At 73.5% G+C, this 19,515-nt stretch carries 18 protein-coding genes; 8 read left to right on the forward strand and 10 right to left on the reverse strand.

Annotated features, from left to right (window positions below):
- Positions 1-80: 80 nt before the first annotated feature.
- Positions 81-557 carry an Rrf2 family transcriptional regulator gene (locus tag Q0967_RS13390; protein WP_298750027.1) on the forward strand — a complete coding sequence of 159 codons (477 nt, stop codon included), beginning with the start codon at positions 81-83 and terminating at the stop codon, positions 555-557.
- Between the two features lie 6 nt (positions 558-563).
- Here Q0967_RS13390 and acs read toward each other — a convergent pair whose 3' ends face one another.
- Positions 564-2,537, reverse strand: a complete 1,974-nt coding sequence (acs, locus tag Q0967_RS13395; RefSeq protein ID WP_298750029.1) for an acetate--CoA ligase — start codon at positions 2,535-2,537, stop codon at positions 564-566.
- 273 nt (positions 2,538-2,810) lie between these two features.
- On the opposite strand from acs, the gene Q0967_RS13400 reads away from it, so the two are divergent.
- Positions 2,811-3,605 carry a SurA N-terminal domain-containing protein gene (locus tag Q0967_RS13400; protein ID WP_298750031.1) on the forward strand — a complete coding sequence of 265 codons (795 nt, stop codon included), beginning with the start codon at positions 2,811-2,813 and terminating at the stop codon, positions 3,603-3,605.
- Between the two features lie 36 nt (positions 3,606-3,641).
- Here the strand turns inward: Q0967_RS13400 and Q0967_RS13405 are convergent, their stop codons facing one another.
- From Q0967_RS13405 to Q0967_RS13420, 4 genes are read right to left on the reverse strand one after another with little or no spacing between them, the layout of a single operon-like run.
- Entirely contained in the window at positions 3,642-5,153 is a 1,512-nt protein-coding gene (locus tag Q0967_RS13405) for a cation acetate symporter (protein ID WP_298750035.1), read from the reverse strand.
- Positions 5,154-5,155: 2 nt separating this feature from the next.
- On the reverse strand, positions 5,156-5,542 hold the full coding sequence (locus Q0967_RS13410; RefSeq protein WP_298750037.1) for a hypothetical protein: 387 nt from the start codon (positions 5,540-5,542) through the stop codon (positions 5,156-5,158).
- Positions 5,539-6,306, reverse strand: a complete 768-nt coding sequence (locus Q0967_RS13415; protein ID WP_298750039.1) for a LytTR family DNA-binding domain-containing protein — start codon at positions 6,304-6,306, stop codon at positions 5,539-5,541. Before Q0967_RS13415 ends, Q0967_RS13410 begins: the two co-directional genes overlap by 4 nt.
- Before the next feature lie 21 nt (positions 6,307-6,327).
- Positions 6,328-7,545 (reverse strand): histidine kinase, encoded by a 1,218-nt coding sequence (locus Q0967_RS13420; RefSeq protein ID WP_298750041.1) that lies wholly within the window; start codon positions 7,543-7,545, stop codon positions 6,328-6,330.
- Between the two features lie 58 nt (positions 7,546-7,603).
- Between Q0967_RS13420 and Q0967_RS13425 the strand changes: the two genes are divergently transcribed.
- Positions 7,604-8,608, forward strand: coding sequence for a phosphotransferase enzyme family protein (locus tag Q0967_RS13425; protein ID WP_298750043.1), 1,005 nt, complete (start codon positions 7,604-7,606; stop codon positions 8,606-8,608).
- A gap of 39 nt (positions 8,609-8,647) precedes the next feature.
- On the opposite strand, the gene Q0967_RS13430 is transcribed toward Q0967_RS13425, so the two are convergent.
- Together Q0967_RS13430 and Q0967_RS13435 are read right to left on the reverse strand one after the other, a co-directional pair.
- Positions 8,648-10,300 (reverse strand): MDR family MFS transporter, encoded by a 1,653-nt coding sequence (locus tag Q0967_RS13430; RefSeq protein WP_298750045.1) that lies wholly within the window; start codon positions 10,298-10,300, stop codon positions 8,648-8,650.
- A 62-nt stretch (positions 10,301-10,362) separates the two neighbouring features.
- Positions 10,363-10,800: a MarR family winged helix-turn-helix transcriptional regulator gene (locus Q0967_RS13435; protein WP_298750047.1), complete on the reverse strand. Its 438-nt coding sequence runs from the start codon at positions 10,798-10,800 to the stop codon at positions 10,363-10,365.
- Positions 10,801-10,900: 100 nt separating this feature from the next.
- On the opposite strand from Q0967_RS13435, the gene Q0967_RS13440 reads away from it, so the two are divergent.
- Together Q0967_RS13440 and Q0967_RS13445 are read left to right on the forward strand one after the other, a co-directional pair.
- Positions 10,901-11,917: a sigma-70 family RNA polymerase sigma factor gene (locus Q0967_RS13440; protein WP_298750049.1), complete on the forward strand. Its 1,017-nt coding sequence runs from the start codon at positions 10,901-10,903 to the stop codon at positions 11,915-11,917.
- Positions 11,918-12,070: 153 nt separating this feature from the next.
- On the forward strand, positions 12,071-13,183 hold the full coding sequence (locus Q0967_RS13445) for a ScyD/ScyE family protein (protein ID WP_298750051.1): 1,113 nt from the start codon (positions 12,071-12,073) through the stop codon (positions 13,181-13,183).
- Positions 13,184-13,192: 9 nt separating this feature from the next.
- On the opposite strand, the gene Q0967_RS13450 is transcribed toward Q0967_RS13445, so the two are convergent.
- A complete protein-coding gene (locus Q0967_RS13450; RefSeq protein WP_298750053.1) occupies positions 13,193-13,792 on the reverse strand; it encodes a DUF5701 family protein in 600 nt (199 codons plus the stop codon).
- Positions 13,793-13,908: 116 nt separating this feature from the next.
- Here Q0967_RS13450 and Q0967_RS13455 point away from each other — a divergent pair, with 116 nt between their 5' ends.
- Both Q0967_RS13455 and Q0967_RS13460 read left to right on the forward strand, forming a co-directional pair.
- Entirely contained in the window at positions 13,909-14,913 is a 1,005-nt protein-coding gene (locus Q0967_RS13455; RefSeq protein WP_298750055.1) for an aldo/keto reductase family protein, read from the forward strand.
- 97 nt (positions 14,914-15,010) lie between these two features.
- Entirely contained in the window at positions 15,011-15,634 is a 624-nt protein-coding gene (locus Q0967_RS13460) for a hypothetical protein (RefSeq protein WP_298750057.1), read from the forward strand.
- A 21-nt stretch (positions 15,635-15,655) separates the two neighbouring features.
- Here the strand turns inward: Q0967_RS13460 and Q0967_RS13465 are convergent, their stop codons facing one another.
- Complete coding sequence (locus Q0967_RS13465) at positions 15,656-16,855, reverse strand: glycoside hydrolase family 32 protein (RefSeq protein WP_298750059.1); 1,200 nt, start codon at positions 16,853-16,855, stop codon at positions 15,656-15,658.
- Between the two features lie 106 nt (positions 16,856-16,961).
- Here Q0967_RS13465 and Q0967_RS13470 point away from each other — a divergent pair, with 106 nt between their 5' ends.
- Positions 16,962-18,113 carry a MalY/PatB family protein gene (locus Q0967_RS13470; protein WP_298750061.1) on the forward strand — a complete coding sequence of 384 codons (1,152 nt, stop codon included), beginning with the start codon at positions 16,962-16,964 and terminating at the stop codon, positions 18,111-18,113.
- 97 nt (positions 18,114-18,210) lie between these two features.
- Here the strand turns inward: Q0967_RS13470 and Q0967_RS13475 are convergent, their stop codons facing one another.
- A complete protein-coding gene (locus tag Q0967_RS13475) occupies positions 18,211-19,476 on the reverse strand; it encodes an MFS transporter (protein WP_299450532.1) in 1,266 nt (421 codons plus the stop codon).
- Positions 19,477-19,515: the final 39 nt, after the last annotated feature.

Raw genomic sequence — 19,515 nt, forward strand, 5'->3', positions numbered from 1 at the left:
CAAGCGCCGAAGGCCTCACGCCTCGGAGGCGTCAGGTGCGGGTATGCCCGGCGGCCCGGGCGGTGCGAGAGACTGGGCCGGTGGACATCTCGGCACGCTCGGACTACGCGGTGCGGGCCATGCTCGCCCTCGCCGCCGGCCAGGACGGCCCCGGGGCGCAGGAGGACACGCCCGTCTCGGTGGACCGGCTCGCGCAGGCGCAGGACCTGCCGGTCAAGTTCCTCGAGGCGATCGTCGCCGACCTGCGCCGCGCCGGCCTCGTCGCCTCCCGCCGCGGCGCCCGGGGCGGCTACCTGCTCGCCCGCCCCGCCGACCAGATCGCCGTCGGCGACATCATCCGTGCCGTCGACGGGCCGCTGGCCGAGGTGCGGGGCCTGCGGCCGCACGACACGGCATACCCCGGGGAGGCCGAGCACCTGCCCGCGCTGTGGGTGGCCACCCGGGCCGCGCTGCGCGCGGTGCTGGACGGGACGAGCCTGGACCAGCTGCGCCACGGCGCCTGGCCCGCCGAGGTCACCGAGCTGCTCCGCCAGCCCGACGCCTGGGAGAGCCGCTGAGGCGGGTCAGCCCTCCTTCATCCCCTGGGTGATGAGGTCCATGACCGAGGAGTCGGCGAGCGTCGTGACATCGCCGACCTCGCGGTTCTCGGCGACGTCCTTGAGCAGCCGGCGCATGATCTTGCCCGAGCGCGTCTTGGGCAGCTCGGCCACGATCATGATCTGCCGCGGTTTGGCGATGGCGCCGATCTCCTTGGCGACGTGCTGGCGCAGCTCGGCGACCAGATCCTGGCCCTCGCCCTCCTCGTCGGCCTGCTCCACGGCCTCCTCGCGCAGGATGACGAAGGCGCAGATCGCCTGGCCGGTCGTCTCGTCCGCCGCTCCCACGACCGCCGCCTCGGCGACCTTGGGGTGGCTGACCAGCGCCGACTCGATCTCGGCGGTCGACATGCGGTGGCCGGAGACGTTCATGACGTCGTCGACGCGGCCGAGCACCCAGATGTTGCCGTCCTCGTCCAGCTTGGCGCCGTCACCGGCGAAGTACATGTCCTCGAACCGGCTCCAGTAGGTCTCCCGGTAGCGCTCCGGGTCGCCCCAGATGCCGCGCAGCATGGAGGGCCAGGGCTCGGTGACGACGAGGTAGCCGCCGGACCCCTTCTCGACCGGCTGCCCCATGTCGTCGACGACGACGGCGTTGATGCCGGGGATGGGGTGCTGGGCCGAGCCGGGTCGCGTCTCGGTGACCCCCGGGATCGGGCTGATCATGATGGCTCCGGTCTCGGTCTGCCACCAGGTGTCGACGATGGGGCACCGGCCGCCTCCGATGACCTCGCGGTACCACATCCACGCCTCGGGGTTGATGGGCTCACCCACCGACCCGAGCAGCTTGAGGCTGGAGAGGTCGAACTTCTCCGGGATCTCCTTGCCCCACTTCATGAACGTCCGGATCGCCGTGGGTGCGGTGTAGAGGATCGTCACCTTCTTGTCCTGGACGATCTCCCAGAACCGGCCCTGGTGCGGGGTGTCCGGCGTGCCCTCGTACATCACCTGGGTCGCGCCCAGGGTCATCGGCCCGTAGACGATGTAGGAGTGGCCGGTGACCCAGCCGACGTCGGCCGTGCACCAGTAGACGTCGCTCTCGGGGTGGATGTCGTGCACGACGTGCGAGGTGTAGGCCGTCTGCAGCAGGTAACCGCCGGTCGCGTGGAAGATGCCCTTGGGCTTCCCGGTGGTGCCGGAGGTGTAGAGGATGAACAGCGGGTGCTCGGCGTCGAAGAACTGCGCCTCGTGGGTGGCCTCGGCCGCCTCCAGCGCCTCGTGCCACCACGTGTCACGCCCCTCGGTCCACTCGACGTCCTGCTCCGTCCGCCGCACGACGAGCACGCTCTCGACCGGGTTCTCGCCACCTTCCAGCGCGCCGTCGACGACCGACTTCAGCCCGGAGGGCTTGCCGCGTCGGTAGCCCCCGTCGGCGGTGATGACGACCTTGCTGCCGGCGTCGGCGATGCGGCTACGCAGCGCGTCGGAGGAGAAGCCCCCGAAGACGACCGAGTGCGGGGCGCCGATGCGGGCGCAGGCGAGCATCGCCACCGCGGCCTCGGGGACCATCGGCAGGTAGATCATGACGGCGTCGCCCTCGCGGACGCCGAGGTCGGTGAGCGCGTTGGCGGCCCGCTGCACCTGCTCGTGCAGCTCGGCATACGTGATGTCGCGGGTGTCGTCCTCGGGCTCCCCCACCCAGTGGATCGCGACGCGATCGCCGTGACCGGCCTCGACGTGCCGGTCGACCGCGTTGACGCAGGCGTTGAGCCGCCCGCCGAGGAACCACTTGGCGAACGGCGCCTCGCTCCAGTCGAGGACCTGGTCGAAGTCGGTCTCCCAGTCGAGGTACTCCCGCGCCTTCTGCGCCCAGAAGCCCTCCCGGTCGGCCTCCGCCTGCTCGAACAGCTCGGCCGTGCCGTTGGCCTGGGCGACGAACTCCTCGCTCGGCGCGAAGGTGCGCTCCTCGTGCAGCAGGTTGGACAGTCCCTCGTCGGACATGGGTTCTCCTTGCGCTCGGGGTCGTCCTGCCGAGTATGCCGTGCCCTCCCCCGCGCGCGCAGGTCCGGGGCGACCAGGGGTCGGGGGCCTGCGCCGAGCGGTCGCGGGTGCGCGGCGAGCGGGACCGCCGGGCGGGTGGCAGGCTGGGAGCCTGACCGGAGTCTGGGAGCTTCCGGGGCGGACCGCCCACGGGAGCGTGCTACGTTCGCCGGCTTGTCCACCCGAACCCGATGAGGGAGATGCACCATGTCCGCCACGACGAGGCTCGCAGCCGTGAGCCTGAGCGTGACCCTGAGCCTCGTGGGGCTCTCCGCCTGCGGTGGCTCCGACGACTCCGGCGACACCGACGCGGCGAGCAGCAGCTCACCCGCCGGGTCCGACGACGCGGCCAGCAGCAGCGCCCCCGCACCGGACGCCATGCCGGAGCCCGACCTCGAGCAGATCCCGGACCCGGTGGCCACGGTCAACGGGCAGGACGTGACGAAGGAGGAGTTCGTCACCTACTACGAGAGCCAGTTCGCGGCCGCGGCCGGCCAGGCGCAGATGAGCGGTGAGGAGCTGGACGAGGAGCAGCTCCAGGAAGACACCCTCGAGGTCGTCGTCGACAGCGTGCTGCTGCGCCAGGCCGCCGAGGAGGAGGGTCTGGAGCCCTCCGACGAGGAGGTCGACACCCTCCTCGAGGAGCTCGCGACGGGCAACGGCCTGGAGTCGGTCGACCAGTTCCTCGAGGTCCTCGAGCAGCAGGGCATGGACGAGGAGACCGCGCGCAGGGAGGCGGCCAACCAGATCGCGATCCAGGCCTACGTCGAGCAGGAGGCGCCCGTCGAGGAGCCCTCGGAGGAGGAGCTGCGCGCCTACTACGACGAGCTCGTGGCCCAGCAGGAGGGCGCCGGAGGCGGCGAGGACGAGGCGTCGGGCACGGCCGCCCCGGGGCAGCCGGAGATCCCCGAGTTCGACCAGGTCCGGGACCAGATCTCCCAGCAGCTGCAGTCCGAGGAGCAGGCCGCGGCCACGGACGAGCTGGTGGCCGGGCTGCGCGAGGACGCGGAGATCACCAGCAACCTCTGAGCACCAGCGCCCCTCTGAGCCAGGAGGCCCCCCGGCTCACGCGGTGAGGTCCTCCGGGGTGTGCAGCCGCACCAGCGTGCGCGCCGCACCCCGGGGGATCCCCTGCGGGGTCAGCAGCGAGACCACCACCATGACGAGGCCGACCAGGGGCACGATCCACGCCGCCGGCTGGGCGAGCAGCGCGTCCGCCCACCCGCCCTGGTCCCCCGCGAGCACGGTCACGGCCACCGCGCCGATGGCCAGGACCGCCCCGGTCAGCAGACCGGCCGTGGCACCCTGCACCGACAGCCGCGGCCACCACACCCCCAGCGCCAGCAGCGGGAAGAACGTCGAGGCGGCGATGACGAAGGCCAGGGTGACGAACGCCGCCAGCGGGACCTCGGGGAAGACGCCCACCCCGGCGAAGGGCACCAGCACGGCCACCACGGCGGCGATCCGGAAGCCCGCGACCTCGGAGTGGTCGCCGGGCACGGCCCGGGCGAGCAGGGGCCGCACGACGTCCTGGTTGAGCACCCCGGTCACCGCGAGCGCCAGCCCCGACGACGTCGAGAGGAAGGCCGCGAACGCGCCGCCGGTCAGCGCGGCGAGCAGCACCTCACCGCCCACCCCGGGCAGCACCTCCGCCGGCAGCCGCAGGACCACCGTGTCCGCCCGCACCCCCGGCCCCAGGGTGGGCAGGTAGGCCCGGCCGAGCACGGCATACACCACCGTGACGACGTAGAACAGGCCGAGGAGCACGAGCACCCGCACCGTCGTCGCCCGGGCGCCGGTGCCGTCCGGGTTGGTGTAGTAGCGCACCACGACGTGCGGCAGCCCCATCGTCCCGAGCGCCAGCGCCAGCATGAGCGAGAGGGTGCGGTAGAGCCCGTGACCTCCGGCCTGCGGGCCGCTGCCCGGCAGCACCCACGACTCGGTGACCTCCAGCCCCGGCCCCTGCGTCCCCCACCACACGGCGAGCAGCACCCCGGCCGGGATGGCCAGCGCGGAGAGCTTGATCCAGTACTGCACGGCCTGGACGAGCGTGATCGAGCGCATCCCCCCGGCCGCCACCGACAGCACGACCACCCCGACGACGAGCACCGGCCCCAGCCACAGCGGGGCGCCGGACACGAGCCGCAGGGTGAAGCCGGCACCCTGCAGCTGCGGCAGCAGGTAGAGCCAGCCGATGAACACGACGAGGACCGAGCACAGGTGGCGCACCGAGCGCGACTCCAGGCGGGCCTCGGCGAAGTCGGGCAGCGTGTAGGCCCCGGACCGGCGCAGCGGGGCGGCGACGAGCACGAGCAGCACGAGGTAGCCGACGGTGTAGCCGACCGGGTACCACAGCGCGTCCACCCCCTGGTCGTAGATCAACCCGGCCACACCGAGGAAGCTGGCGGCCGAGAGGTACTCCCCGCCGATCGCGGCGGCGTTGCGCTGCGGCGAGACGGCGCGCCCGGCGACGTAGAAGTCGCTCGTCCGACGGGACAGGCGCAGCCCGAAGGCGCTGAGCGCGACGGTGACGAGGCAGACGAGCAGCACGGCCGCCCCGGCCAGGCTGGGGGCCACGCTCAACGCTCCCTGGCGACGGCGGAGAGCCGCCGCTCGATCCGCGTCGCCGCCCGGGTGTACCACGCGGCCACCCCGACGAGGACGGGGTAGACGAGGACGGCGAGCACGGGCCACACGACCGGCACCCCGGCGACCTGCAACGACCGGGCGGCGGGGAGCACGGCATACAGGACGGGTATGCCGCCCAGCACCACCGCGAGCCCGGCCAGCACCCCGAGGGTGAGCCGGAGCTGGGCCCGCAGCAACCCGCGCAGGTAGAGCTCGCCGGCCCCGGTCTGCTCGACCAGCGCGGCGGCCATCGGCCGACGACGTGCCGTGGCGGCCTCGCGGCGCGAGGAGGTGACCCGGACCCGCGCCTCGAACCGGGGCGGCGTCCCCTCGCTCACGCGCCCTCGCCGAGGACCCGCTCGCGCACGGTGCGGGCGTGCCTGCGCGCCACCGGCAGCTCGGGACCGTCGGGCAGCAGCCGCAGGCTGAGGCGTCCCTGCGCCTGGCGCACCTGACCGACGTGGGCGAGGTTGACCAGGGTGGAGCGGTGGATCCGGATGAAGCCGGCCGCGGCCCAGCGCTCCTCCAGGGTGGTGAGCGGCAGCCGCAGCAGGTGCGACGCGGAGCCGGTGAAGAGGCGCACGTAGTCGCCCTGCGCCTGGACGTAGCGGACCGACGAGCGCTGGACGAAGCGGGTGACGCCGCCGAGCTCGACCGCGATGCGTTCCTCGGCGGGGTCCGGCGGGGTGCCCTGGACCCGGCCGACGGCCTCCACCGACTCGACCGGGGCGGGGCCGCGCTGCGCGAGGGCCGCGACCACCCGGTCGACGGCCTGGGAGAGCCGCGCCGGCGGCACCGGCTTCATGACGTAGTCGACCGCGCGGACCGCGAAGGCGTCGACCGCGTGCTGCTCGTGCGCGGTGACGAAGACCACGAGCGGTGGCCGGGCGAACCGGTTGACCACCCGGGCGAGCTCCATCCCGTCCAGGCCCGGCATGGAGATGTCGGAGAAGACCACGTCGATGTCGCCGTCCTCGAGGGCGCGCAGCGCATCGGTGCCCGAGGCCACCGGGTGCACGCTGCCCAACCGGCCGTCCCGCTCCAGCAGGTAGGTCAGCTCGGACAGGGCCGGCGGTTCGTCGTCGACGACGAGGGCACGCATGGGGTCATGGTAGGGCCGGGCTCAGCGGTCGGGATGGACGCCGGGCGCGTACTTCGGCACCCGGAAGGTCACCTTGGTGCCCAGGCCCGGCGCGGTCTCGACGACCAGGCCGTGCTCGTCGCCGTAGACCTGCCGCAGCCGCGCGTCGACGTTGCCGAGCCCCACGCTGTCGCTGTCGCGGGCGACCGTCTCCCCGCTGCGGTCGCCGTCGAGCGCGCGCCGCACCAGCTCGGGGTCGGAGCCGACGCCGTCGTCCTCGATGGCGATCTCCGCGAGGTCGCCCAGGTCGGTGCCGGTGATGGTGATGGTCCCGACGCCCTCCTTGTCGGCCAGGCCGTGGCGCACGGCGTTCTCCACCAGGGGCTGCACGGCCAGGTAGGGCACCGCGACCGGCAGGACCTCGGGGGCGATGAGCAGGTTGACCCGCAGCCGTTCCCCGAAGCGCGCCTGCTCGAGCACGAGGTAGCGCTCGATGTTGCGCAGCTCGTCGGCGAGCGTCGTGTAGGCGCCGCCGCGACGCAGGGCGTAGCGGGTGAAGTCGGCGAACTCCAGCAGCAGCTCGCGGGCCCGGTCGGGGTCGGTGCGTACGAAGGAGGCGATGGCGCCGAGGGAGTTGTAGATGAAGTGCGGGCTGATCTGGGCCCGCAGGCTGCGCAGCTCGGCCTCCATCGCGCGGGTGCGCTCGCGGTCCAGCTCGCCCAGCTCCAGCTGCCCGCTCACCCAGGTCGCGACCTGCTCGGTCGCCCGGGCGAGCCCGGCCGAGGGACGGGGGGAGTATGCCGCGAGCGCACCGATGACGCGGTCGTCCACCACGAGCGGGGCGACGACGCCGGCCCGCACCGGGCACTCGGGCACGTCGCAGGGCAGGTCGGCCCGGGTGAGGACGACGACGTCACCGCCCTGCAGCACCCGGTGGGCGTGCCCGGACGCCTGCTCGCGGTGGTGCTCGCCCAACCCGCTCCAGGCCAGGGCCTGCTGGCTGTCGCAGATCGCGAGGGCGGTGCCGCCGAGCATCATCCGCAGGTGCCGCGCAGCCGGCTCGGCGTGCTCCGGGGTCAGCCCGGCCCGCAGGTTGCGGCCGGCCTGGGCGCCGGAGCGCAGTGTCTCGTAGGTGATGCGGTCGGTCTCGGAGAGGAAGCCGCGGGCGGCCCGGCGTCGACGCCACCACGACACCAGCCAGACCAGCAGGCACGCCGCCAGGACCAGGAGCGCGGTCGGCAGGTGCAGGACTCCGAGCATGGCCGGAGGCTACTCCGTGCGGTGTGACGTGCCGCTCGGGCGCGTGCGAGGCTGAGCCATGCCCACGGCATACCAGGACCTGGACGAGCTCTCCCAGGTCGAGCTCCTGCGCGGGGTGGCGGAGCGCGCCGCACCCCTCTTCGGGCTGGCGCCCACCGAGGTCCGCCTCGTGCTGCACGGCTTCAACACCACGTTCCGCCTCGACACCCCGGGCAGGGCGGTGGCCATGCGGGTCAACACCAACTCCCTGAGCTCGGCGGGCAACGTGCAGGCGCAGCAGGCCTGGCAGCACGCGATCCGGCGCGACACCGACGTGCTCGTGCCGGACCCGGTGCCGGTCGAGGACGGGGGCTACCTCGCCCTGGTGGGGTCGACCGAGCTGGGCCGGGAGGTCATGGTGACGGCCAGCACCTGGCTCGAGGGGGAGGACCTGGGCACCGTCAGCACCCCCGAGCAGTGCCGGGCCCTGGGTGGGCTGATGGCGACGCTGCACGGGCACGCGGAGTCCTGGGAGCCCGAGGGGCACCACCGGTTCCCGCGGCTGACGGGGACCCTCTTCGGCGACCCCGACCTGCTCACGGAGGGCGTCGCCCACGACCAGGGGCTCGCCGCCCTGGTGGCGGAGGCGGTGCAGCGGTGCGAGGCCGCCTTCGAGCGGCTGTCTCAGGAGCCGGTCATCCCGCTGCACGCCGACCTGCACGGCGGCAACCTCAAGTGGCACGAGCACCGGCTCGCGGTCTTCGACTTCGACGACAGCGGGCTCGGCGTGCCGGCGCTGGACCTCGCGATCTGCGCGTTCTACCTGCGCGGCGGCGAGGACGAGCACGGCCCCGAGGACGACGTCCGGGCGGGGTATGCCGCCCGGCGCCCGCTCCCGGACCTGCCGGCCGAGGACTTCGAGGCGCTGGTGGCCGCCCGTCAGCTGCTGCTCGCCAACAGCATCCTCGCGAGCACGACAGCCGGCCAGCGGTCCGACGCGGCGGCCTTCCTGCGGATCACCGGCGAGCGGCTGCGGCACTGGCTGGACACCGGGCGCTTCACCCGGGTGGTCCCGCACGGGTGAAGCGCCCGGTGTCCTCGTCGTCGTCCTCGCCCGGACGCCTCAGCCCTGGTCGGCCGGCGCGTCCTCGAGGGTGTCCTTCAGCGGCACGTGCTTGATCATGGCCGTGGCGAGGAAGACCAGCGCCAGGATCGGCAGGCCGATGAGGAAGGCCCCGTGCAGCTGGTCGGCCAGACCGGCGCGCAGCGCCTCCTGGACCACGGGCGGTACGCCGCCGAGCGCACCCGGGTCGAGGACGGCGCCCACGTCCAGGCTTCCGGCCTGCGCGGCGGCCTGCTCGCGCATCTGCGCCGGCAGGTGCGAGGCCACCGCGGCACCGAGCCCGCCGGTCATGATCGAGCCGTAGACCGCGATCCCGACGGTCGAGCCGATGTTGCGGCTGAACTGGGTCGTCGCGGTGGCGACCCCGAGGTCGCGCCGGGCGACGACGTTCTGGACGACGAGGGTGTACTGCTGCATCGCCATCCCGAGACCGACGCCCACGACCGCCATCGACCCGAAGAGCTCCCACGGGCTGGAGGTCTCGGACAGCATCGTCAGCAGCCACACCCCTGAGGCCATGATGGCCACGCCGGTGAGCATGAACGGCTTGTAGTGGCCGGTCTTCGTCACCAGCAGCCCGGTGAGGATGCCCATGACGATGAGGCCGAGCATCATCGGCATGAGGATGAGCCCGGACTGGGTGGCGTCCACGCCGAGCACGCCCTGCGCGAAGACCGGGATGTAGATGATCGACCCGAACATCACCATCGCCAGACCGAGACCGGCGACGTTGGCCCAGCTGAAGACGCTGTTCCGGAAGAGGCGCAGCGGCAGCAGCGGCTCGCTGGCCCGCAGCTCGACGACGACGAAGGCGGCCGCGGTGACCAGCCCGAGGGCGTAGAGACCGAGCACCTCGGCGGAGGCCCAGGGGTAGGTCGTGCCGCCCCAGCTCGTGGCCAGCAGGATGGAGACCATGGCCACGGACAGCGTGACGATCCCGGCGACGTCGATCTTCGCCTCGCGGCGCTGGTGCGGCAGGTGCATGTGCCGCAGGACGAACCACAGGGTGAGCAGCCCGATCGGCAGGGTGGTGAAGAACAGCCAGCGCCAGCCGAGGTGGTCGGTGATGAGGCCGCCGGCGAGCGGCCCGGCCACCGAGGTGACGCCGAAGACGGCGCCCATGAGGCCCTGGTACTTCCCGCGCTGCCGGGCCGGGATGATGTCGCCGATGATGGTCTGCGACAGGGGCATGAGCGTGCCCATGCCGGCGCCCTGGATGGCGCGGCCGGCGACGAGCATCCAGAAGCTCCCGGCCAGGCCGGAGACGATCGAGCCGACCATGAAGATGACGAGACCGGCGAGATAGAAGGTCTTGCGCCCGTAGAGGTCGGACAGCTTGCCGACGACGGGGACGACCACGGCCGAGACGAGCATGGCGGCGGTGGCGACCCACGAGTAGTGGCTCATCCCGCCGAGGTCGGCGACGATCTGGGGCAGGGCCGGTCCGACGATGGTCTGGCTGATCGAGGCGACGAACATGCCCATCATCAGGCCGGCGAAGACGATCTTGTGCTCCCGGCTGAGGCGGAAGGCGGGGGCCGACGACGCCGTCGGGTCGACGGCGGTGGCGGCGGTCGAGGGGGTGTCGGTGGTCGAGGGGGTGGCGTCCTGGGTGTCGACGGGGCTGGGGCCCGTGCTGGTGCTGGCGGTCATCAGATCCTTGCTGGGTGGTGCGGTCGGGAGGCTGGTGGGGTGGGCGTGGCCGCCCGGGTCCCTCAGGGCGACTGACCGGAGGTATGCGTGCCGCGGGCCGACTCCAGCGAGTCGGCGAGGCGTCCGAGAAGGTCGGCGAGCTGCGCCTTCTCGCCCTCCGGCCAGTCGGCCAGGGTGTCGGTGACGAGCTCGACGCGGCGGGCGCGCTCCTGGGTCAGGGCCGCCAGCCCGGCCTCCGTGAGGCCGAGTACCTGGGCCCGACGGTCGGCGGGGTCGGGATGCCGCTCGACCAGGCCGCGCTCGGCCAGGGAGGCGAGGCGACGGCTCATGGTCGAGGGGTCCAGGCCCTCGGCCTGGGCCAGGTCCCGGGACCGGGTGCACTGCTGCCCGGCCAGCCGGACCAGGACCGCGACGTCGGTGGGCGCGAGATCCCCCTCCCGCTCGCGCAGGAAGCGGCCCATCGCCGCGAAGGTCCGTGCCAACTCCTCAGATAGTTGCATGATGCACACATCATACACCCGTGCGCCGTGATCCCGCACGTCCGTCGGTGCGGGGTACTAGCGTGAGAGGGGTCAGGTCGCACGGGTCGAGGGAGTCCGGATGTCCACCACGCTGAGCCCGCAGCAGGAGCGCGAGTTCGAGGAGCTGACCGCACCGTTGCGCGGCGAGCTCATCGCGCACTGCTACCGCATGCTCGGGTCCGCCGGGGAGGCCGAGGACCTCGTGCAGGAGACCTACCTGAGGGCCTGGCGGGCCTTCGACCGGTTCGAGGGGCGGTCCTCGGTGCGGACGTGGATGTACACCATCGCCACCAACTCCTGCCTCACGGCGCTCAAGGGCCAGGCCCGCCGGCCGCTGCCCAGCGGGCTCGGGCAACCACCCGGCGACCCGGGGGTCCCGGTCGTCGAGGACCGCTCCCGCGACTGGCTCGAGCCGCTGCCGGACCGCGTCGTGTGGGGGCGTGACGTCATCCCCGTCGACCCGGCGCAGGCCGCCGTCGAGACCGAGGACACCCAGCTGGCGTTCGTCGCCGCGCTCCAGGACCTCCCCCCGCTCCAGCGGGCGGTGCTCGTGCTGCGCGACGTCCTGCAGCTCTCGGCGGCCGAGACCGCGCAGGCCCTCGAGACCACGGTGGCCGCGGTCAACTCCGCGCTCCAGCGCTCGCGGGCCACCATCGGCGACGGGCTCGAGCGGGCCGGCCGCCGGGTCAGCGAGCTCAGCCACGCCGAGCGGGAGGTGTTCGCCGCCTTCTGCGACGCCTTCGAGCGCTACGACGTCCCAGCCGTCGTCGGGGTCATGACCGAGCAGGCCGTCTGGCAGATGCCGCCCTACGACCGCTACTACCTGGGCCCGGACGACATCGCGGCGCTCATCGGTGGGCAGTGCCCGGCGACCGGGCCGCGCGACCTGCGGATGGTGCCGACCGTCGCCAACGGTCAGCCCGCGGCGGGGATGTACCTCCGCGGGGAGGACGGGACGTACGAGGCCTTCCAGCTCTGCGTCGTCGACCTGCGGGACGGCCAGGTCAGCGGCGTCGTCGGCTTCTTCTCCGCCGACGCCTTCCGCCGGGCCGGGCTGCCGCTCGTGCTCCGCGAGGACGCCGCGACGACGCTCTAGCACCACCCGCACCCTCTGCCACGGAGCCTCTTGACACCGCGTCAAGGCAGCAGGAGCATGCGAGCAGCGGCGGCCGGGTGTGACGCAGGGGCCGTCGCATCTGGACGAGCCCAACCGAGCCCGCCCTCCACATCGTGAACCGGAGGTCTGGACATGCGTCGATCCACCCTTGCCGTGGCAGCCAGCGTGCTGGCGCTCACGGCGTCTCTTCTCACCGCACCGGCACAGGCCCACACCAACGAGCCTCGTGTCGTCGTCGACGGACTGGTCGGGCCGCTGAGCCTGGCCGTCGGGTCCGGACACGTCTATCTGACCCAGAACTTCAGCGGTCAGCTCTCCAAGGTCAAGCGGGGCACGGTCAGGACCGTGTACCAGGTGCCGGAGACCGGCAGCCTGGGCGGCGTGGCCACCAGCCGGGGCAAGACGTACCACCTGGAGAGCGACCTCTCCGGGGAGACGCCGACCAGCCACGTGGTCCGGACCTCGTGGGACGGCACCCGGAAGGTGGTCAGCGACGACCTGTGGCAGCACGAGATCCAGAACAACCCGGACGCCGGGGTGAGCTACGGCTTCGTCGGGCTGAACTCCTCGTGCGCCGAGGAGCTCGGCGCCTGGGAGGAGGCCTCGGACTCCCCGCCCCTGTCGGAGTACACCGGCATCGTGGAGTCCAACGCCTACCAGCTCAAGGTCAGCGGGCACCGTGCCTACGTGGCGGACGCGGCGGCCAACGCGGTCCTCGAGGTCGACCTGCGCACCGGTGACATCTCGACCGCGGCGGTGCTGCCCGTGTTCGACATCACCTTCACCGAGGAGCTCAAGGCCGGCCTGGAGGGGTCGCTGCCCCCCGGCGCGGACCCGCTCCCCGACTGCCTGGTCGGCGAGGACTACGTCCCCGAGTCGGTGCCCACCGACGTGGCGGTGGACCACAAGGGCCGGCTCTACGTCACCACCCTGGGCGGCGCGGCCGGCGAGATCCTCCCGCTGAGCCGGGTGTACCGCATCGACCGGCACGGGCACGCCACCACGGTCGCCCGTGGCCTGTACGGCGCGACCGGGCTGGACCGGGCCCGCGACGGCCACCTCGTCGTGGCGGAGCTGTTCGGTGGTGAGGTCTCCGTGGTCCGCCCGGGCAGCTGGAGGGCCCGCACCCTGTTCACCGTCGACTCGCCCTCGGACGTGGCGCTCTCCGGCAAGCGGGTCTACGCGACCACGGGAGCGTTCGGCAACGGGGCCCTGGTGAAGTACGACCTCGGTCGACGCCGCTGACCCGGTGACTCAGGCGGTGCTGCGGCCGGCGACCGAGGCGATCCCCAGCCAGGTGTGCCGGTTGCCGGCCCAGCACCAGCCCAGCTTCGGTGCGTCCTTGCGGTCCCGGCCGTCGCGGCCGGTGCCGTTGCTGATCCACAGGGCCGGGACGCGGGCGTCCAGGCCGGGGCCGCCGGCGCGCGGGCGGCGCGACCCGGTGGTCATGAAGCAGTGGTTCCGCTCGAGGACCTCGGGCTGCTGGAGCACCCAGGCCACGCCCTCGGCGGCGGTCATGAGGTCGCGCCCCCGGGCCCGGATCTGCGGGTCGACCTCGTCGGGGCTGCGGTCGGCGTGCTCGTCGCCGCGCTCGGGGGCGTGAACGGCATACAGGTCCGTGTCCGGGACCTCGACCCCCGGCGCCGGGCCGAACTCCGCCAGGTCGGTCAGGTCCTCGACGACGAACCCGGGCCGGTCGCCGCGCCGCAGCAGCGGCACGAGGTCGGCCACCGGTACCAGCCGGGGATGCACGACGAGCAGGTCGCCGACGAGTCCCGGCGGGAGGTGAGGGACCGGCACCCCCAGCTCCGCGAGGCGTCGGTGCTGGGCGGTCAGGTCGGGGAGCGGGCGCACGGTCCTCCTGGATCTCGGGAGGGTCTACAACGCCGGCGCAACCGGTCTCATTCCCGTCGTCGAAGGGGTGGGGGCCGGGCAGGACGAGCCCGGGAGGGCGGCATACCGTGGAGGGTATGGAGTTCAGATACCTCGGAAACAGCGGCCTCAAGATCAGCGAGATCACCTACGGCAACTGGCTCACCCACGGGAGCCAGGTCGAGAACGAGGTCGCGCACCAGTGCGTGCGCGCCGCGCTCGACGCCGGCATCAGCACCTTCGACACCGCGGACGTCTACGCCAACACCAAGGCGGAGACCGTGCTCGGCGAGGCCCTCCAGGGCGAGCGCCGGGAGAGCCTGGAGATCTTCACCAAGGTCTACTGGCCGACCGGCCCGGGCGGCAAGAACGACACCGGCCTGTCCCGCAAGCACATCATGGAGTCCATCGACGGCAGCCTCTTGCGGCTGCGGACCGACTACGTCGACCTCTACCAGGCGCACCGCTACGACACGGAGACGCCGCTGGAGGAGACCATGCAGGCCTTCGCCGACGTCGTGCGGCAGGGCAAGGCGCTCTACATCGGCGTGAGCGAGTGGACCGCCGACCAGATCCGCGCCGGGCACGCGCTGGCCAAGGACCTGGGCATCCAGCTCATCTCCTCCCAGCCGCAGTACTCCATGCTGTGGCGGGTCATCGAGCCCGAGGTCGTGCCGACCTGCGAGGAGCTCGGGATCTCCCAGATCGTCTGGAGCCCGATGGCGCAGGGCGTGCTCTCCGGCAAGTACCTCCCCGGCCAGCAGCCCACCGAGGGCCGCGCCGCGGACGAGTCGATGGGCAAGGGCATGCAGGGCTTCATGCGCGACGAGACGCTGCGCGCGGTGCAGGAGCTCAAGCCGCTGGCCGAGGAGGCCGGCCTCACCATGCCGCAGCTGGCCGTCGCGTGGGTGCTGCAGAACCCCAACGTCGCGGCCGCCCTCGTGGGCGCGTCCAAGCCCTCGCAGGTCGAGGACAACGTCAAGGCCGCCGGTGTCACCCTCGACGCCGACCTCATGGCCAAGATCGACGACGCCGTCGGTGGGGTCGCCGAGAAGGACCCGGGCAAGACCGCGGAGAACGCGCCGCAGACCCGCGTCGCCTGAGCAGCGCCGCACCGCGTGACACCAGCGCCGCGTCCGGCCCCGCCGGACGCGGCGCTCGGTCGTTGTGCCTCCTCGCCGGCGGTGGCAGTCTTGGACCATGAGACTGTCCGAGGTCTTCGCCCGACACAGTGACGCCGACGACGACGCACCGATGCTGGTCACCCCGGCCATCCGCCCCTCGGCCCGGGAGCAGCTCGCGACGCTGGAGCGCCTGGGGCTCTCCCCCCAGGACGGCGTCACCGAGGCGGACCTGCTCGCAGACCGCGAGGTCGCCCAGGCGGTGCGGCAGCACCCCTATGTCGCGGTCATGCACTGCCTGGCGCGCGACGCCGACGGCGGGCTGACCCACCACCCGCACGTCACCACGGTCGACCTGGAGCATGTCGTCGGCCCCGACTCCTACCCCGACCTCGTGCGCAAGCTGGCCGCCGCCGCCGGTTCGACCAGCGAGCTCGGGGAGGTGCGCGGCGGCGTCGACCGAGAGCGCAACCGGTGGGTCGTCCGCTTCCGGCTCGGGCGCATCACCCGCGAGATCCACCCCCGCCTCGACCACGACAACGCCGACCTGGACGTCCTGCCCTGGATCTTCGACGCGGTCTGCCTGCCCGGCCAGGCCAGCGCCTTCGTCCGGCACGGCCAGAAGATCACCGTGGCCTACGTGCCGCGCTGGCACGTCGACGAGCTCCAGCGGGTGCTGGACCGCTGGGCGTTCGCCGCCTGAGCCGCCGCTGCCCCGGGCCCCTCAGGCCGGGTCGGCCGGGTCCGCCCAGTGCCACGGCACCGGGTCCCGGAAGCTCGCCGGCGGCCCCTGCGCGGGGTAGATCTCCAGGACCGACCCGTCGACGAGGACCCGGCTGCCCGCGGGCAGGGACCGCCCGCCCAGCCGGGGGTGCTCCAGGTCGGCACCCCCGGTGCCGACCTCGAGACTGAGCTGGCCCTCGAGGCGAGCGCCGGGCACGGGCGTGGCCCCCTGCCACGGCAGCCCCTGGGCGGCCAGCGGGTCCAGCACCAGGCGGGGGGACCCACCCTCCAGCACCAGCCGGCGCGGCACGGTCATGCACCCGGCGTGGTCGCCGGCGCTCTCCTCCGGCCCGTCCTCGCGGACCCACCCCATGAGCCAGAAGCCCTCGCGGCCGTCCGGGGCGAGCTGCGGGGCGTAGAAGTCGGCCCCGTCGTCCAGCAGGTCCACCCGGTCCACGACGAGGGCCGGACGGCCGGCCTCGTCGGACCCGAGGTCACCGGTGCAGGCCACCACCTGGCCGAGCACACCCCGGTCGTGCAGGGACACCACGAGCGAGGCCCGCCCCTCCCACACCGCCAGCTGCGGGCACTCCCAGACGTCCGCCGGCAGGGCCCCCGCGAGCGCCTCGTCGGCCCCGGTGAGCCAGACCCCGAGGTACTCCCACCGCTCGATGTCGTCGCAGCCGTAGAGCAGGATCGCCGGCGTCCCCGAGCGCAGCCCGGCGCCGAGCACGGCATACCGGTGTCCGCCGTGCCAGAAGACGAACGGGTCGCGCATCACGGCGACGTCGTCGACCTCGGGGGTGGTGGCGACGACCACGGGGTCCGACCACGTGTCGAGGCCGTCGTCCTGCGCCCACCTCAGGCACACCGTGCTGCGCCCGTCCGCGTGGGTCACCCCGGAGTAGACGGCGGCGGGGCGCTCCAGCCCGGTGACGAGGACCCCGGACCAGCAGCCGACGCTGTCCGGCCCTCCAGGCTGCGGCGTGAAGGCCACCGGGTGCTCGCGCCAGCGCAGCAGGTCGGTGCTGCTCGCGTGCCCCCAGGCGATCTGCCGGTGCCACGGGCCCTGCGGGTTGTGCTGGAAGAAGACGTGCCAGCGCCCCTGGTGGAAGACCATCCCGTTGGGGTCGTTGAGCCAGCCCCGGGCCGGGCGCAGGTGGTAGGCCGTGGGCGCTCCCCCGGTCGTGGACAGGCTCATCGGTGCTCCTCGCTCAGGCACGGTCCGCGGGCCACCGGCCGCGATGTCCCGCCCACTGTGCGAGAGGCCGCGGAGGGTGTCAACCCGCACCTGAGAGGCTGGTCCCATGGCCTCGCCCTTCGACCTCACGCTCGAGCAGATGCGCACCCACCGCAGCGCCAAGTGGAGCCGCGTCCCCCACGACGTGCTGCCCGCGTGGACCGCCGAGATGGACGTCCGGACCGCTCCCGCGATCAGCGCCGCGCTGCACACCGCGGTCGACCGCAGCGACCTGGGGTATGCCGGGGAGCCCACCCCGGTGGTCGACGCCTTCGCCGGTTTCGCCCGAGACGTCTGGGGCTGGGAGACCCAGGGCACCCCGGGGCGGGTGCGACTGTTCGCCGACGTCGGCCAGGCCGCCAAGGAGACCCTGCGCGCGCTCACCTCGCCCGGGGACGCGGTGGTCCTCAACCCGCCGGTCTACCTCTCGTTCTACCCGTGGCTGCGCGACCTGGGCCTCGAGGCGCTCGAGGTGCCGATGCTCGACGTGGCCGACGGCGGCCGGCTGGACCTGGAGGGGATGGGCCGCGCCCTCGCCGGCGGCGCCCGGGTCGTGCTGCTGTGCAGCCCGCACAACCCGCTGGGCTACGTCTACCCGCGTGAGGAGCTGGCCGCGCTCGCGGACCTCGCCGCGCAGCACGACGCGGTCGTCATCGCCGACGAGATCCACGCCCCGCTCGTGCACCCCGGCAGCCCGCGGCCCTTCGTGCCGTTCCTCACCGTGAGCGAGGCGGCCCGGCAGGTCGGGATCGCGCTGCACTCGCCGTCGAAGGCGTGGAACACCGCCGGCCTCAAGCTGGCGCTCGGCGTCACCGCCGTCGAGGGGAGGTGGCCGGCGCGTCAGCCGGAGACCGACTGGGCGCCGAGCATCCTGGGGCAGGTCGCCGCGGTCGCCGCCTACACGGACGGACGCGACTGGCTGGCCGCGGCCGTCGCCGAGATCGAGGCGCGCACCCGGTCGCTGCCCGCCCTCCTGGCCGAGCACCTGCCGGGCGTGCGGTTCACGCCCGGCCACGCGTCCTACCTCGCCTGGCTGGACTGCCGCGACCTCGGCCTCGGCGACGACCCGGCCCAGACCTTCCTGGAGCGCGGCCGGGTGCTGCTCTCACCAGGCCCGGCCTTCGGCGCCGGCGGCACCGGCTTCGCCCGCCTCAACATCGGCACCAGCGAGGAGCTCGTGCAGGAGGCCGTCCGTCGCATGGCCTCCGCCCTCACCTGAACCACCCCGCACCGGACGCGCGCACAGACCGCACCGGACGCGCGGCCGGACCGCACCGGGCGCTCAGGACGCCCACCACCCGCAGGTATGCCGTTCCTCACGCCTCCCGCGGAGGCGTCACCTTGCTGCGCGCGTAGCGGAAGGGTTCGCGCGGGGGTCGGGTGAGCAGGTCGGCGGTGAAGCGGCTGCGGGCCAGCAGGACGAGCAACCCGGCGATCGCGAAGCAGGCGGCGGCCACCCCCCAGGTGAGCGGGAAGCCCACCGCCTGCGAGAGACCGCCGAGCAGCGCCGGCCCCAGCGCGCCGCCCGCGAAGGCCCCCGCCTGGACCGCGCCCGAGGCCTGGGCGGGGTTGTCCCGGCCGAGGCGCGCCACGGCATACAGGAGGAGGCCGGGCCAGGACCAGCCGATGCTGAAGGCCAGCAGCCCGAAGACCCACACGGCCCAGGGCTGGGCCACCACCAGGCCGGCGCAGGCCAGGGCGCCGACCCCCATCTGGGTGGCGACGACCGGCAGGTTGGCCCCGTGGCGGTGGTCCGCCCGCCAGCCGGAGAAGACCCGGACCGCGATCGAGCCGCCCGAGCCGAGGGCCATGAGCACCCCGGTCTGAGACGGGGTGAGGCCGACCTCGAAGCCCCACGAGGCGGCGAAGGCGCCGACGAAGTTGGCGGCCGCGCTGGCGAAGGTGATCGCCAGCGCCGCGAGCACGAGCGGGAGGGTCGGCGGCGACTCCATCAGCTCCGGGAGCGAGACCGGCGCGCCGGCCCCACGTCGGCCTCTCCGGTGTTCCCGGACGAGCACGGCCACGGCCCCGCCCACGACCACCGCCCCCAGAGCGGCGGTGATGACGAAGGTGGACCGCCACCCCCAGATCGCGCCGGTCGTCGGGACCGCCAGCCCGCCGAGCATGATGGCGAGGGGCACCGCCGACTGCTTCACCCCGAAGCCCAGGCCCCGACGCCCGGGCGGCAGCGTGCGCGCCATGAGCAGGTTGGCGGTCGCCTGCGAGGCGGCGTTGCCGAGGCCGAGCAGGACCATGACGAGCATGAGCGTCCACCAGCCGCGGGCCAGCGTCGTCATGGCGACCCCGCCGCAGGACACGAGCAGGCCAGCGGCGAGCAGCAGGCGGCCACGCCCCAGCCGATCGACCACCCCGGAGGTCGACAGCGTGGCGACCGCCGCCGTCGCGAAGAAGACGCTGACGGCCACCCCGAAGGCCCCCAGCCCCAGCCCGAGGTCCTCGCGGATGCGGACGGCCTGGGCGCCCAGGAGGAACGGCGGGATGGCGCCCAGTGTGGTGATCGCGGAGGCGAGCACCATCACCAGGGCGGAACGACCGCGACGAGGGGCTGCTGGCCTGACCACGCGGGCGCGTCGCCCCCTCTCTGCCGTCGTGCGGTATGC

It is taken from the genome of uncultured Serinicoccus sp., assembly GCF_947500995.1.
Lineage (GTDB): Bacteria > Actinomycetota > Actinomycetes > Actinomycetales > Dermatophilaceae > Ornithinicoccus.

Excerpts from the sequence above, each read along its gene's own strand:
- Q0967_RS13415 (WP_298750039.1), bottom strand. The coding sequence starts at position 6,306 with ATGCGTGCCCTCGTCGTCGACGACGAACCGCCGGCCCTGTCCGAGCTG.
- Q0967_RS13420 (WP_298750041.1), bottom strand. The coding sequence starts at position 7,545 with ATGCTCGGAGTCCTGCACCTGCCGACCGCGCTCCTGGTCCTGGCGGCG.
- acs (WP_298750029.1), bottom strand. The coding sequence starts at position 2,537 with ATGTCCGACGAGGGACTGTCCAACCTGCTGCACGAGGAGCGCACCTTC.
- Q0967_RS13455 (WP_298750055.1), top strand. The coding sequence starts at position 13,909 with ATGGAGTTCAGATACCTCGGAAACAGCGGCCTCAAGATCAGCGAGATC.
- Q0967_RS13430 (WP_298750045.1), bottom strand. The coding sequence starts at position 10,300 with ATGACCGCCAGCACCAGCACGGGCCCCAGCCCCGTCGACACCCAGGAC.
- Q0967_RS13470 (WP_298750061.1), top strand. The coding sequence starts at position 16,962 with ATGGCCTCGCCCTTCGACCTCACGCTCGAGCAGATGCGCACCCACCGC.
- Q0967_RS13460 (WP_298750057.1), top strand. The coding sequence starts at position 15,011 with ATGAGACTGTCCGAGGTCTTCGCCCGACACAGTGACGCCGACGACGAC.
- Q0967_RS13465 (WP_298750059.1), bottom strand. The coding sequence starts at position 16,855 with ATGAGCCTGTCCACGACCGGGGGAGCGCCCACGGCCTACCACCTGCGC.
- Q0967_RS13440 (WP_298750049.1), top strand. The coding sequence starts at position 10,901 with ATGTCCACCACGCTGAGCCCGCAGCAGGAGCGCGAGTTCGAGGAGCTG.
- Q0967_RS13445 (WP_298750051.1), top strand. The coding sequence starts at position 12,071 with ATGCGTCGATCCACCCTTGCCGTGGCAGCCAGCGTGCTGGCGCTCACG.
- Q0967_RS13435 (WP_298750047.1), bottom strand. The coding sequence starts at position 10,800 with ATGCAACTATCTGAGGAGTTGGCACGGACCTTCGCGGCGATGGGCCGC.
- Q0967_RS13425 (WP_298750043.1), top strand. The coding sequence starts at position 7,604 with ATGCCCACGGCATACCAGGACCTGGACGAGCTCTCCCAGGTCGAGCTC.